Raw genomic sequence first — 14,830 nt, forward strand, 5'->3', positions numbered from 1 at the left:
TTTATTATGTCTCACCTTGTTCGTCTATTTGTCCTGAAACAATATGTAGGTCTCGCTGTGGGAAAGGTATCGATATATTGTGCTCTGAAAGGATTCGATTAAAACCAGTGTTAATAGCATGCGTCATTGGTAGACGATGCTCAGTTCTTTCAACAAAGACTCGCGCTTCAAAATTAAGCGAACTATCCCCATGTTCTAAAAAGAAAACCTGTGGCGCAGGTTGAGTTAATATATCTTCTTTATCCGTAAGCACTTGCATCAACAGGTCTCGCACTTGATCCACATCAGAGCCATAAGCAACGCCTATTTTAATCACTACGCGCGTAATAGCATCATTTAAGGTCCAATTAGTCACGTTCTCAGTGATAATCGACTTATTTGGAAGCAGAACCTCACGGTTGTCGAAATCAGTTAGTGTTGTCGCTCTAATAGCAATATTAGTGACAGTGCCCGATTGATCGCCAATGGTAACTAAATCACCGACTCTAATCGGCCTCTCAAATAAGATGATGATACCCGAAACAAAGTTAGCCACAATTTCTTGTAAACCAAAACCTAAACCGACACCCAAAGCGGCAACAATCCATTGTAATTTTGACCAATCTATACCTAATAAAGAGAAGCCAACAACAACACCCGTCCCTATTAATACATAGCCTAAAATAGTCACTATTGCATAACGCGCACCGTTATCCATAGCAAACCGTTCAAAGAATCCAATTTCAATGACGCCGCGAATATTTCTGGCCGCAACCACGCCTCCAACCATAAAACCAATTCCTAGAATAACTTGCCACAATGTCACACCGCTAGATAACTCTACGCCATCGACAATGGTAGTTTGTTGCCAAAGCACAATGTCTTCAACAATGCCTAATGCGGGCAATAAGGGTTTCCAGACAAACCATAAGCAAACTATAAACAGTAATCTGGTGACCCAGTGTATAACTGCTCTGCTTTGGTGAACAACTTCGTCTTTATTTATATTGTTATTTATGGTCGGTGGTGGGATTAAATCATCACTGTTCTGTGCTGCAGATTCTTCTTGCTGAAGTTTCGCTTCTAATGCTTCTAAGCGTTTCTTTCTTACTATATAACGTCGAAAAGTAACCAAAAAGGTACGCAACATAATGCCATATACCACCGCGGCCAGCACCAGTAAGATACCTGATAAAAATAATTTTGATTGCAATTCAACTGCCGTATCAAAAAAGCCAAACAATGGAAGTAAGCCAATTGCGAACGGAGAAATAACAACAATTGGAAAAGATAAAATAGCTAAGGTGCTGGCTGCGGTACGTCCTTCGACACTGGTTGCTACACCGCTTTTAGGTTGAAAGAACTGATAACTAAATATTGTAATAAAAATAGACCCAATGATGAATGCAACAATAGCGATACCATATCGCAAGTCTGGTTCCTCACTGGCGATGGCACTTGCGAAGATAAAGGTTACCAAAGACTGTATCCACACAAACCACGTTAACATTTTTCGAAGTTTATCCCGTGCAATATCACTCCAACCAAAATGTTTATCAAATATGCCATCTTCACGGCACATTGAGTGAAAAAATAGTAAAATCAAACTTACAGATGCCATTGATGCAAGGCCTGTGGCAATGCCTGTTGAAAAGCTGCTAGGTTCAGCATTATTGAAGATAATTCCTGCAATCGTGAATAAAAAAATGGGCAGGGGGAAGGCTAAGATAAAGGTTAATACTAGAGCAAGAGGGGTTGTAAGATAAGTATCTTTTCCTACCTTACCAACTTGTTCAACCAATGACCGTAAAACACCTTTAATTCTAGATTGTAGCAGCAAAATTGTAATGGGGAGGGTGAGTAAAAGTAAAGCAGGTACCGTTAATAGACCAGCATACACGATATTTATTAATTTCCACCAAGAACTGGGCGATGTATACCACTCAATATTATTAACGAAATTAATGAGCAGATCACCTGATTTTTCTGAGTTTGAAGGTAACCAAATAAGTCTTCGATCTAGGAGTTCTCTCAGCTCGGCACTTGATAACAACAACTGGTTAATCAGTAATTTTTCTTCTGCTATGCTATCAGATTGTTCACTTGATACTTCAATTAAAAGGGTCAATAACTCACGACGCGCTTGCACCAGATTTTTAGCCACTTCTATATCAGCGTTTGTGAATTCAATATCGATATCACTTTTTTCTTTTACTAAATTGTCTTTATTTTCTTGACGTGCATCGGTCAGAAATTGTTTAGCGGCAACTTCAATTTGAGCTGTATTGCGTAAACTTTCTTGCCACAATATGACGTCAAGTTGGTTACGAACAGCATCTTCTTCAATTTTATATTTACGTTTCTCAATACGCGCTTCGTTGGGTAAAGACGTTCGTAATCTACGTAATAATTCCCCTAGTTCATCGGTTACTCTTCCTGTTGCCAATACGCGCTCGATGGTTTCAGATGATTGTTCAACTTCTCGTTTTTGGCTACGTAAAGCACTTATGTTTTTTTTGTTATCAGATGAATTGGCCTGCTTGTTGGCGAGTAGCTCTGCAAGCGACAAGTTTTCTTTCGCAATAACAGAAAGCGTTGGCTTTAGTTCAAGTTGACTCAGCATTTCTTTGCTTTGTTTTAAGGTATTCTCTACTTCTACATTACGGCTTTGCGATAAATAATTTTGTACCCCCAAAATTTTCTTTTCAGAAAGTTCACTTTGTAACTGCATCTGCATAAGTTCTGCATCTACTAATGCTTCTCTTACAGGGATGGTGGCTATTTCTCGTTCAAGTGCTTTTATTGTTGCCGCAAGCTTCTCAATAGTTGCACTTTTTTTATAAAAATCAGCTCGCTCATCAGGACTTGTATCTTGGTTTGGCTGTTTGGTGATCGTATCACTAATTGCTTTTTTATCTGCTAGGGCTGCACTCAGTTCATTTGCGATTTCACTCGCGCGAACACTCAAGTTATCTTGCTCTGTCTGCTTTTCAGCCTGTGCCCTCAAACGGTTTTCTTGTTCCGCAAGGTCTATTAATAGTTGGTTTTCTAATTTATCAGTCGATTGATCGGGGGCGATTGTTATTGTTTGATTTTTTAAGCGATTATTTTCATTTTGAATCGCTAATATTTTTTGAGGTGCGGTAGCGGCTTTTTCACTGAAGGTATTAGCTAACTTTGTTTGCTCGTCTGCTTTGGTAAGTATTTTTCGAGCATCTTCTAGTGTCGTGAGAATTGGTTTTTTTTGTTCATCAAGTAATTCGGTGTTTTTATCTAAACGTTCTATTTCGTTAACTATTTTTTTATCGAGACTATTTTGCTGTGCAAATCCAAACGGGACAAATAAGGTAAGGCTCATCAATAGGAGTATAAAAAATTTTATGTTGTAAAATCCGTTGTATGATTTTTTTATCTTGTACAAAAGCACTCCGAAAGCGTTAGTTATGATTTTATGGTATTTATTATGCAAATCTAGGAATAGAATAAATTAATATGTCATCATAATTAATCTACCTTAAATCCCAATCGTTAATCTACCCTAACCCTCAAAAATTATTTCATACTATGGTCACAGGTAAGCGTTTTGATTGGTTCAGATATAAATAATTAGATCGAAGTAAACTCGATTATTACGATGGGTTTATGCATTAACACCGGGCAGTTGACTGTGGTTACCCTATTTATATTGATACTCTCTCATAAAGAAAAGGCAGAATCTGACCTCCCTGAACCTTTTTTAAAGGGCTCATGGGAAAGTGATTAGGGTGCTGTAAGTTGTGTATTAAAGTCGTTTAGGTGAGAATTCATCATTCATCATTCATCATTCATCATTCATCATTAATTATGAGATACCCATCAGGATCAATTAAATGACTCTTTGTTTGAAGGTTCAGTTCACTAGCTTGAGTTGAGGGCAGATTACTTTGTCTGGGGTTTTTGTTATTAGTGATCGTTAAACCTAAAAAACCATTTTTAATATCAGTGTTATAGCTAAAATTAACATCCTCTTGTGTCCCATCAAATTGTTGAAATTCTAATAGGGTGTCAGAGTATTGCCATAATGTTTCTACAATATTCTCTGAATATTTTATTTCATTAAATGAATCAGACTGCTTATTTGCTAAAAAGTACAATGTCATCGCGCGTTCATCGGAGCGGTAGGTATAAACCAGTTCAAAGCCTAATCGTTGATAGAAGGGTAAGCTATGTTTCAGATCTTTGATTCTTAAGGTTGATAAATTCATGTGGGCTGCAGAGCCCAAGGGAAAAGTCATCGAGTCTGTTTTGATCAAATCATCTTGTGTATTTTCAATTAAATGAGTTTGAATTAATTCAATACAATAACCATCGGGATCCGTTAGATGGCATAAATAAGCTAAATTAGGAATGACCGTACATAAGCTGACTTTAATACCATTATCTAATAATTTCTGATGTGCAGTCGCTAAGTGACCAACCGCGATAGTGAATTTCCAATAACCTGATTGTCGATTAGGCTGAGCGGGTACTGCAAATTTTTGTTGTGGATTGAAAACCAGCTCAAGTTGAGCATGGAGAGTCTTATTTATTGTTTCATCACTGCAGCCTCTTTGGTCATAACAATATCCAAGAATATAATGAATGCCTTGCGTTGATTCATAATGATGAATCAACTGCATACCCATAATATCTAGATAAAAGGTTAATGACTTTTCAGGATTACTGATTTGTAAACGGTGTTGAGTTATCTGCATTGATATTCCTTTTAGCGTTCACCTTGTACTTCAAAGTCATCACTAGCAAGTCTAGCCTGGCCATCTGCTTCTAAGACCCAGCGCTCACGATGCACAACCCCGAATGCATTATTCATGGTCCAATGTGATGTTAAAATATAACCTTCATCTTCAGCTTCCCAAGTGACTTGTGTGTAATCCACATCTTTAAAACCTTGATCCATTATACCTTGCCAAAAGTCTTGAATTGCCTGACGCCCCTCAAAGACGCCGAATGGTCTCGCTGTCATTACGCAATGTTCTTGGTATTGTGCTGCGCACCCTTTAGCATCTGAATTGTTGAAAGCAGTTTGCCAAGCTGAAATACCTTTTTTACATGCGATTAATGTTATGTTGTCTGCTGTTGCATTAGTCATATAATTATCCTTGATAGAAGTAGTGCCCTGATTGAAATGAACAATAGCTGAGACGAACAATAGCGCTATAATTACTGAAGAAAAACAGCTATATTCATAAACACTATTTAATAAAAGTTAACAATGACCATGATTAGATTACGTCAAATGTCGGTTTTTGCACATATAGTGGAAACAGGATCAATCACCGCAGCTGCTGAATTACTCACATTATCCAAGTCTGTGGTGAGTCAGCACCTCAAGTCTCTAGAGACTGAATTAGGCATCATGTTGTTAAAACGTACGACGCGTAAACAAATATTGACCGTCGCTGGGCAACAGTTTTATCAACAGTGTAAAACCCTTAATCAAGTGGCCAGTGACGCATGGAATGATGCTCAACAAATGAAAGCTATCCCGCAAGGAAGAATTAGGATCACCGCTCCCAATGCGCTAATGGAAACCTTAGTCACGCCCGCTATCGCAGATTTATTAGCACAATATCCGTTATTAAACCCAGAGTTAATTAGTCATGATCATCACTTGGATCTCATATCGGAAGATATCGATTTAGCAATAAGAGTAGGGCAATCCCAAGAAAGCGGGCTAAAGCAAAAACGCATTGGTGAGTTTCGAGATGTACTTTGTGGGAGACCTGAATATATTGCTTCTAAGCCGTGGCAAGAGTTAGCGTATATTGGTAATACTTGGCAAGGACATCAAATACGCCATCAGTTTAATCATCATGCAAAGTATCAATCTGTTACTTCTAAAGCACCAAAAGTTAAGCAAGGAGATCAAAAAATGGATGGTTTTATTTACAATACTAATACCCATTGTATTTCAAACTCTTTTTATACTTGCTTAGCATTAATTAAATCTGCATCGGGGATAGGAATTATACCTGATTTTCATTTGAAAAATTTAGTGACAGAACTGCATGAAGTGTTTCCGGAACATCAATTACCATTGAATACTGTCTATGCACTGCATCCCTTTAATAACCAAATGCCACTGAGTGTTAAGGTCTGTTTACAAGCAATTACGGCTCAATTGAATAACACCACGGAAATGTAGTCGTATTGGCTAAACAGCCAGATGATGCTCGCTCAGTTAGTTTAAACACGATGCTGCAGGGACTGAGTTTTCTAAAGTTCTTTGGGGTGGAAACCAAGATAGTCATTTATATTCAGCCATAAAAAAGGCCACCATTTTTAGGTGACCTCAAACTAATGAGTAAAACGGGTGTTATGATAAATAAAATAAACCCTATTTATAATATATAATTTGAAAACCTATCTTTATAACTTGTGGGCCATTCAGAATAATTGGCTCCCCATATTTCCTTGGCTTCTCTGAATTCTAGATCCAATTCAATTCTCTCACCCAAAGCTAAATTAGTTTCGTATAGGTGGTAATATGATGAGGCTTCTTTTAAAAACTTTGATTCATCAGTTTTTAATTTCTCTCTTTTAGCACATAGAGCAAGCTTATTATAAATTTTATAAACACTTAAACTTATAAATGCACGCTGTAACTCTTTACATTTGTGAGAAAAATCATCTTGAGCAGCCCTACTATCCATTGGTATTAAGAATTCAATACAATATTTTTCTAATTCGTTATAGCGGCCCGCTTTTTGATAATAAGGTATAATTTTTTCAGAGTATGAAATTTTATGGTTCACTCGTAATTCATTTAATAAATAAATAGCTTCATCATATTTTTTCAATTTAGCCAATGAAGTTGCTTGTTTAACTAAGTCATAAGTATCCATTTAAACTCCAAAAAAATAACTTTGATAAATTTATATAGTCTGAAATAAGTGATTTCTTATTACTCTAAAACCCTATATTTATGAGTTAGGTTTCAATCAACATCAGCCTTGTCCCAAATACCTTGAGCATTTTTATAGTGAACCATATCCCCAAGTAATATCCTGACTTTTGTGCCATCATTTAACTTTCCTATGCCAGAACCATTGGTCAGACTTCCGCCAGTTCTAATAACAGATGCATGACCATAACGACCATCGCTACACGTCATTTCAGTTTTTAATGTTGGAGATTGAGTGTACGGGTTATATGTACCGTTACAGGTTAATCCATCAAGATTTGAAACTTCAAAAGTACCTGATACAAGGGTTCCTAGGGAATCTCCGATGAGAGCTTCCGTGCCATCATCAAATTCGGCCATAACAGAAGTACGGACACAGCCAGCTAAAGAAGACAGTAACAAAATTAACAATACATGTTTGAACATGATTTATTCCTTATAAATGATCCATAGTATCTTATTAGACTTTATTTTTAACAATCCCGGATATACCAGGCTGCTGCTTTGTCTCAAGAATATTTATCACACAAGGTTTAGTACCTTGATTAATAGTTACCGTTGAGCCAGCAATAATATCAATCTCTATATTTCCATATTCGCCAAAGTCTAATTGGTAACTCATAGTGTTACCGGAATTATTATTCAGTAATAATGGCGAATTTGGTACAAATTTCATTTGTGTTTGAACAACTTTACTCATTATCATTACCTTTTCATTATTGATTTGTCATAATTTTACATATAGGAAATGATTCATACAAAAGTACGATAAATAATAAAAACCTAAATATACGCTTATACGTAAAATGACTATTATGGTAAATAGCTATTTTTATCGGAAAATAATCGCTTCATTATAAAATAACGATGAAATACCTAAAAAAACAGTAAACCTATCTAAATTAACTTTAAAAGCACAAACTTTAAATAGTCACAACAAGCTGATTAATTTGTAATTTATATCATATTCTCATTTTGCTTCTTTTAAAAGACCAAATGCTTAAATGATCATGTTTTCTTTATTATGGATTTTATTCATTGAGGGAGCTGAACAGAGGGGTTGTACGGCGCAAAGGGAGGGAAAGCGACTTAGTTCATTATCTCGTTACTGAGATAAAACGAGCGTTAAAAATTCATAAAAGTCTTGGACACATAAACTTTGAATACTAATCATTACAGCTATGCCCCGATTGTTAAAGTTGTTATCTACGCCTATGCACCCTATGCGATTATACCTAATCACTATCATTTGCTATGCATGTAGATGAACAGTTCAATGCAGGGTTGAGTAAACAATTTTGAAAAGGTTGCTTGTCCTATTATTTCTATCCTATTATTTCTACCAACCATATAAAAATTAGCGAGTTTCTACTTCAATCACCTTCAAACTTAATAATTTACTTGTCCAACTCGTTTTGTCGATGCCATCAATCCAAATGATTCGACTGTTTCGTGTATCACCTTTTCGTAAGTATGTTTCAGGTAATCGATAGCTTGCTTGCCAAACATTAACGGTTTGTTCTGTTATTTTATTGGTTTTATCATCATAAAAACTGATGGTCACCTTAACAATAACAACGCCATCAGTATTATCACTGGATAGTATAAACTTTAAACCAAGGGATTGGTCCCGCCAAATTGAATCGCTATAGGTTACTTTTACGTCATTTTTAACGCTAGTATTCAATAAACCCGAGCGTAGCAGTGAAGATCTATTTTTTAAAGCTTGCTCAGAATTAGCAGGGCTGACTACATTTGAATTAATGTTGTTTGATGAAATAGTATTATTCACTTGATCTGTAGCATCAGCACTAATGGCGACATATTCCCAAGTGTAATCATCGTGGAATGATATTATGGCACCGTTATCAAGTGTAACCGTGCCAATGCTAGCTGCGGACAGCCCTAAAGTGACGGAGCCGAGCAATAAAAATAGTGTGTACTGTAGATAATGAAAAGGCATAAATTTCAACTTTTTATATGGTTTGATTTGATATCAAGCATACAGGGTATCTATATGTTCAATTATTCTTTTATTTCTTTATAGCAACAATAAGTACTTTGTTCGTTATGCTGCTTGAGAGCTAAGCGAACGCTAAAAGGCTATTAAAACTTATTGATATTGTATCAAGGTGAATGTGTTAATCGCTGGTTTTTTCTTTGAACTCACAGAGATCTTCTATTAAACATGAACCACAGCGTGGTTTTCTGGCAATACAAGTATAACGGCCGTGTAAGATCAACCAATGATGAACATCCACTTTAAACTCCGCAGGTACTACTTTTAATAGCTTTTGTTCTACATCGTCAACATTTTTACCCATGGCTAATTTAGTACGATTAGATACACGGAAAATATGAGTATCAACGGCAATGGTTGGCCAACCGAAGGCTGTATTTAACACTACGTTGGCGGTTTTTCTGCCCACACCTGGCAATGCTACCAAGGCATCTCTGTCTTGTGGCACTTCGCTGTTATGAAGCTCGATCAACATTTTACAAGCTTTGATGACGTTTTCAGCTTTACTGTTATATAAGCCGATGGTGCGAATGTATTCTTTTAATCCATCAACACCTAGGGCGTAAATAGCTTCAGGAGTATTAGCGACAGGAAATAGCTTATCTGTGGCCTTATTAACACTCACATCGGTTGCCTGTGCTGATAGTGTTACCGCCACTAATAACTCAAAAGGGGAGCTGAAATTCAACTCAGTTTCTGGGTGTGGATTGTTATCCCTTAAACGGGTTAATATTTCTCTGCGCTTTACTGTATTCATTTGTTCACTATTTTATGGTCGATAAAGTTTTTAAGGGCAATGATTAAGCCCATCAGAATAAATGCGCCCGGTGGTAACGCCGCAAGTAAAAAGCTGGTGTCGGTATTGTAAAGGGTGATGGTCATAAAACTTGCCCAATCGCCTAATAATGTTTCAATACCATCAAATAAGGTACCTTGCGCTAAAATTTCTCGGCCAGCTCCTAATAATACTAATACTGCGGTAAAACCTAAGCCCATCATTAAACCGTCAAATGCGGAGTGTTTTACATTGTTTTTAGAGGCGAATGCTTCTGCTCGACCTATTATCATACAGTTGGTTACGATCAATGGAATGAAGATACCGAGTGATAAATAAAGTTGATAGGTATAGGCATTCATCAGCAATTGTATACAGCTAACCAAGGAAGCGATGATCATCACAAAGACAGGAATACGTATCGCTTTAGGTACATGATGTCGAATTAACGAGATCAAGATATTAGAGGCAATAACAACAAATAATGTTGCCAAACCTAACCCTAATGCATTGGTTAAAGTATTAGTTACTGCTAATAATGGACATAACCCGAGTAACTGCACTATGCCTGGATTGTTTTTCCATAACCCTTGCCAGCTTAAGTCCTTATAGATTTGAAGGTCTTCGCTGGCTGTAAGGTCCACTTCATCTGCCGCTATATCACTTTCGAGATCTGCATTATTTGCCGTGTTGTGTACTGTTTCTTGCGTCATTATTTATCTCCACAATTTGCAGGGGTGTTAAATAACTGCGTTTTGTTTTTTTGAAAGTAAACAAGCGTATCTTTAACAGCATGCACAACGGCTCTTGGTGTAATAGTTGCACCAGTAAATGCATCAAAACTACCACCGTCCTTTTTCACTTCCCACTTGCTAGCAGTACTTTCTTGATATCTTTTACCATCAAAAGAATAAATCCAATCAGATTTATTGGTTTGGATTTTATCACCTAACCCTGGTGTCTCTGTATGGCTATTAATACGAACACCTGCAATTTTACCATCGGTATAAATGCCAACCAGTAGTTTAATTTCGCCAGAGTAACCCTTAAAGGTGCTGGTTTGGATCAACGCGGCGATCGGCTGTTTATTTTTGGTTGCTATAAAGACTTGTTTAGGTGTTTGGTCACCTAATAATTCTGAGTCAATTACGGTGAAACAACTGTTTATAATTTGGTTGTCATATTGGTCAGGTTCAATCAGTTCATTAATATTATTTTGCAGTGCAATTTGCTCCTGTTGCAAAATAATCGGTTGTGTTAACACGTTAATTAATGCGATTGCGCCAGTACAAACAACGGCAAAGGTTGCTAGTAAGAAAGCATTACGACTGATAATGGGTAGCATCATGTGCGTTTTCTCCCGTAAACCTTGGGTTTGCTATAATAATCGATTAATGGCACACACATATTGGCAAGCAATACTGCAAAAGCAACGGCATCCGGATAACCACCGACATTGCGGATCACCACAACTAATAAAGCACATAATAAACCATAGATTATGCGTCCCTTCACCGTGGTACTTGCCGTGACAGGGTCAGTTAGAATAAAGAAAGCGCCAAGCATAGTGGCACCTGAAAATAGATGGTAAAGAGGAGATGAATATAAATCGGGATCACTTGCAAAGGGAATAAACGAGAAAACAGTGACACCTACGATGAAAGCCACTGGGATATACCACATGATGACTTGTTTTTTCAGTAATAGAAGTCCACCGGCTAAGTACGCTAAATTAACCCATTGGCTACCTTGAAGTGAATCCAAACTGAATAAGGTTGTTTTCAATGTTTCAGATATTGTTTCACCGACGTGCAGCGCATTTCGAATGGTTTCCAATGGCGTTGCCAAAGTGAAACCATCGATAGACGTTTTAATTTGCGTGACACTATAACCATCAACACTGAAGCCTGTAAAAATCAGGCTTAAGGTATCAATAAACGTGACAGGAAAAGCTTGCATGGATTGTATTGGCAACCATGCTGTCATTTGCACAGGAAAAGATATTAATAACAATACATAACCGGCCATTGCAGGGTTGAAGATATTTTGCCCTAGCCCGCCATAAAGATGTTTAACAATAAGGATTGCAAACAGGGTACCAATTACAATCACCCACCATGGTGCAATAGACGGGATCGCAATAGCTAATAAAATCGCAGTAAGCACGGCACTATAATCACCAATACTAGTCATCACAGGGCGTTTGCGCAGGGTCATAAATATTGCTTCAACTGCAACAGCGGTAATGACAGCTAATACTATCTGTACATAAATAGCTAAACCAAATAAGTAGCTATGTACAATAATCCCCGGCGTTAACCCTAAAATAACCATTTTCATTATTTCGGGTGTACGTCTTTTGATACGTTGGTGTGGCGAGGTCGAACTAAAAAGTGCCATGGGTTATTGATCCTTCTGTGCCAGTTTTTTGGCTTTTGCTTTGGCAATGACAGCCGCTATTTTGGCTTTTCTATCATCTTGATTATTATCACTGACAGACTCATTAGATGCTATTACTTGAGCCTGTTGAGTATCGTCTTCGTTGTTCGTTTCTGGTTGTGTTTCTTGAACACTCATTTTTGGCATTTCTTGTGTCGATTGTTGCGCTTCTTCCAATTGTTTTTTATGCAAACGAGCTTGCTCTTTTCGTATAGCGCGTTGTTTGATCACTTCTGTATTATCAGGCTCTGATGGATTGTTTGTTTGATCCGTCTCAGCCTCTTTTGCTAATTTCTTTTCCTTGGCGCGTTTGATAGCGGCTGCAACGGCGGCTTTTTTAGGATCTGCTTGTTGAATTGTTGGTTCAGTCGCTGATTCAATAGTTGTTCCTGAGTCTGTATTTGCAGCAGCTAATTTTTTTTCCTTGGCGCGTTTGATAGCGGCTGCAACGGCTGCTTTTTTAGGATCAGCTTGTTGAGTTGTGGGTTCAGTCGCTGATTCACTGGTTGTCTCTGATTCAGCATTTGCAGCAGCTAATTTTTTCGCTTTTGCTCGTGCAATAGCGGCTGCAACGGCTGCTTTTTTAGGATCTGCTTGCTGAATTGTTGGTTCAGTCGCTGATTCAGTAGTTGTCTCTGAGTCAGCATTTGCTGCAGCTAATTTTTTCGCTTTTGCACGGGCAATAGCGGCTGCAACGGCTGCTTTTTTAGGATCCGCCTGTTGAGTTGTTGGCTCAGTCGCTGATTCACTGGCTGTCTCTGGCTCTGCATTTTCGACAGCTAATTTTTTTGCTTTTGCACGGGCGATAGCCGCTGCTACAGCTGCTTTTTTAGGATCTGCTTGCTGAATTGTTGGTTCAGTAGCGGTCTCTAACTCTGAGTCTGTATTTGCAGCAGCTTGTTTTTTCGCTTTTGCACGGGCAATAGCGGCTGCGACGGCTGCTTTTTTAGGATCAGCTTGCTGAGTTGTTGGTTCAGTCGCTGTTTCTGCAGCTGCTAATTTTTTTGCTTTTGCGCGAGCAATCGCTGCGGCTACTTGGCTATTTTGAGAACTTGGTTTCTCTACATTAGCTGTATCAGCCTCTTTGCTGATGTCTAAATTTGCATTAGCTTGTTTTTTCGCTTTGGCACGTGCTAATGCTGCTGCAACAAGGTCTTCGCCATTATTATTGTCTTTCATTTGTTGTTTACGTTTTTCAGCGGCTTGTTTATGTTTGAGTTGTCGCTGTTTTTTCTCGTTTTCTAAACGTAACTCTCTGTCTTCATGGCGTTGGCGTGCAATTGCAGCTTTTTCTGCTTCAACTTTTTCAGTTTTAATTTGTGCTTTAGAGACGCGGTAATATTCCACTAATGGTATATGGCTTGGACAAACATAAGCGCAGGCTCCACATTCAATACAAGCTGATAGGTCATACTCTTCTAATTTTTTATGGTCTTCACTTTGTGAGTACCAAAGTAATTGTTGTGGTAATAACTCAACGGGGCAAGCCTCTGCACATTCACTGCAGCGAATACAGCTCATTTCCTCTTTGGGCTCTGGTAGTTCTTTAATCGTTGGTGCTAATAGGCAGTTACAAATTTTACTTACTGGCATTTCAGGATCGCTAACGGTAAATCCCATCATAGGACCGCCGATAATAAGCTTCTGATGGTCTAATTCATTTAACCAATAAGTATCTAGGAGATGCTGGATCGGTGTCCCGATACGTACCCGTGCATTACCTTTTTTAACAAAAGCGTCTCCAGTGACTGTGACTATTCTCGATACCAGAGGTTTACCATTAATGATGGCTTCTTTTACCGCAAATATAGTACCGACATTAAGCATCACGATGCCAAGTTCTGAAGAATGTTTGTGAGCCGGTGTTTGCTCGCCAGTTAATACTTCAATTAACTGTTTAGCACTACCAGACGGATAGCGTGTTGGGATCACTCTGAGTAATATTTTTTCTCTGATGCTGTCAGGTAATGCTTGTAATGATTTAGTAAAAGCTGCAATGGCTTCTGGTTTGTTATCTTCAACCGCAAAAATAGTTAGTTTAGGTTGCAGCATATACTGCATTATTTCAATGCCTTCGATAATCTCATCGGCATGCTCTTGAATCAAACGATCATCAGAAGTGATGTAAGGTTCACACTCAATGGCATTAATAATTAATAAGCGGTTTTCACTGTGTGCTAACTTTAAATGCGTAGCAAAACCAGCGCCACCTAATCCTATGATGCCCGCTTGTTGAACTGCTTCAACTAAGGTTGCAGGGTTTTCATTACGATAATTTTCAAAGCCTTGATATGGATAAATTCTGTCTAAGCCATCAGTGGCAATAACAATAGATAACACTGGTAAACCTGATGGGTGACAATCGGTTCTAGGTTCAATCGCTTTTATTGTGCCTGAACTACTGGCATGTTGAACCACTAATGCGCCATAAACTTTGGTTAAAGGCTGACCTTTTAATACGTTATCGCCAACCTTTACTAATAGCTCTGGGATATGCCCTTTTTGTTCAACGGCAATAATTAATTCTTCGGGAATACCCGCATCGGTAATGGCACTTTGATTACTCTGCTGTTTGTTTTGAACAGGGTGCACACCACCATGAAAATCCCACATCTTACCGGCAGCAATTTGTTCTAATTTTTTGTCACTTAATAAATAATTAGGCTGGGTCATG

At 38.0% G+C, this 14,830-nt stretch carries 13 protein-coding genes; 1 reads left to right on the forward strand and 12 read right to left on the reverse strand.

From position 1 onward, the window contains the following. Positions 1-4: 4 nt before the first annotated feature. The 3 genes from MT390_RS10320 to MT390_RS10330 all read right to left on the reverse strand — a co-directional run bounded on the left by MT390_RS10320 (position 5) and on the right by MT390_RS10330 (position 5,107). The gene (locus MT390_RS10320) at positions 5-3,337 is read right to left on the reverse strand and encodes a mechanosensitive ion channel domain-containing protein (RefSeq protein WP_499440991.1); all 3,333 of its coding nucleotides are present in this window, start codon (positions 3,335-3,337) and stop codon (positions 5-7) included. Between the two features lie 469 nt (positions 3,338-3,806). Next, positions 3,807-4,712 (reverse strand): VOC family protein, encoded by a 906-nt coding sequence (locus MT390_RS10325; RefSeq protein ID WP_499440992.1) that lies wholly within the window; start codon positions 4,710-4,712, stop codon positions 3,807-3,809. An 11-nt stretch (positions 4,713-4,723) separates the two neighbouring features. Next, a complete protein-coding gene (locus MT390_RS10330; protein ID WP_166371565.1) occupies positions 4,724-5,107 on the reverse strand; it encodes a YybH family protein in 384 nt (127 codons plus the stop codon). Positions 5,108-5,236: 129 nt separating this feature from the next. Between MT390_RS10330 and MT390_RS10335 the strand changes: the two genes are divergently transcribed. Then, the gene (locus tag MT390_RS10335; RefSeq protein WP_499440994.1) at positions 5,237-6,163 is read left to right on the forward strand and encodes a LysR family transcriptional regulator; all 927 of its coding nucleotides are present in this window, start codon (positions 5,237-5,239) and stop codon (positions 6,161-6,163) included. A 196-nt stretch (positions 6,164-6,359) separates the two neighbouring features. Here MT390_RS10335 and MT390_RS10340 read toward each other — a convergent pair whose 3' ends face one another. From MT390_RS10340 to rsxC, 9 genes are all read right to left on the reverse strand, one after another. Continuing rightward, a complete protein-coding gene (locus MT390_RS10340) occupies positions 6,360-6,863 on the reverse strand; it encodes a hypothetical protein (RefSeq protein WP_499440995.1) in 504 nt (167 codons plus the stop codon). Between the two features lie 92 nt (positions 6,864-6,955). Beyond that, a complete protein-coding gene (locus MT390_RS10345) occupies positions 6,956-7,348 on the reverse strand; it encodes a hypothetical protein (protein WP_499440996.1) in 393 nt (130 codons plus the stop codon). 34 nt (positions 7,349-7,382) lie between these two features. Continuing rightward, positions 7,383-7,622 carry a hypothetical protein gene (locus MT390_RS10350; RefSeq protein ID WP_499440997.1) on the reverse strand — a complete coding sequence of 80 codons (240 nt, stop codon included), beginning with the start codon at positions 7,620-7,622 and terminating at the stop codon, positions 7,383-7,385. A 657-nt stretch (positions 7,623-8,279) separates the two neighbouring features. After that, positions 8,280-8,885, reverse strand: coding sequence for a DUF3157 family protein (locus tag MT390_RS10355; protein ID WP_499440998.1), 606 nt, complete (start codon positions 8,883-8,885; stop codon positions 8,280-8,282). Between the two features lie 178 nt (positions 8,886-9,063). Then, positions 9,064-9,699 (reverse strand): endonuclease III, encoded by a 636-nt coding sequence (nth, locus tag MT390_RS10360; protein WP_499441000.1) that lies wholly within the window; start codon positions 9,697-9,699, stop codon positions 9,064-9,066. Continuing rightward, positions 9,696-10,430, reverse strand: coding sequence for an electron transport complex subunit E (locus MT390_RS10365; protein WP_499441001.1), 735 nt, complete (start codon positions 10,428-10,430; stop codon positions 9,696-9,698). The genes nth and MT390_RS10365 overlap by 4 nt, the downstream gene beginning before the upstream one ends. After that, positions 10,430-11,065, reverse strand: coding sequence for an electron transport complex subunit RsxG (gene rsxG, locus MT390_RS10370; RefSeq protein WP_240923609.1), 636 nt, complete (start codon positions 11,063-11,065; stop codon positions 10,430-10,432). Before rsxG ends, MT390_RS10365 begins: the two co-directional genes overlap by 1 nt. After that, positions 11,062-12,117: an electron transport complex subunit RsxD gene (rsxD, locus tag MT390_RS10375; protein ID WP_499441003.1), complete on the reverse strand. Its 1,056-nt coding sequence runs from the start codon at positions 12,115-12,117 to the stop codon at positions 11,062-11,064. The genes rsxG and rsxD overlap by 4 nt, the downstream gene beginning before the upstream one ends. A 3-nt stretch (positions 12,118-12,120) precedes the next feature. After that, entirely contained in the window at positions 12,121-14,829 is a 2,709-nt protein-coding gene (gene rsxC, locus MT390_RS10380) for an electron transport complex subunit RsxC (RefSeq protein ID WP_499441005.1), read from the reverse strand. Position 14,830 lies beyond the last annotated feature (1 nt).

This window comes from Vibrio sp. 2-Bac 85 (genome assembly GCF_037546705.1).
Classification (GTDB): domain Bacteria; phylum Pseudomonadota; class Gammaproteobacteria; order Enterobacterales; family Psychromonadaceae; genus Psychromonas.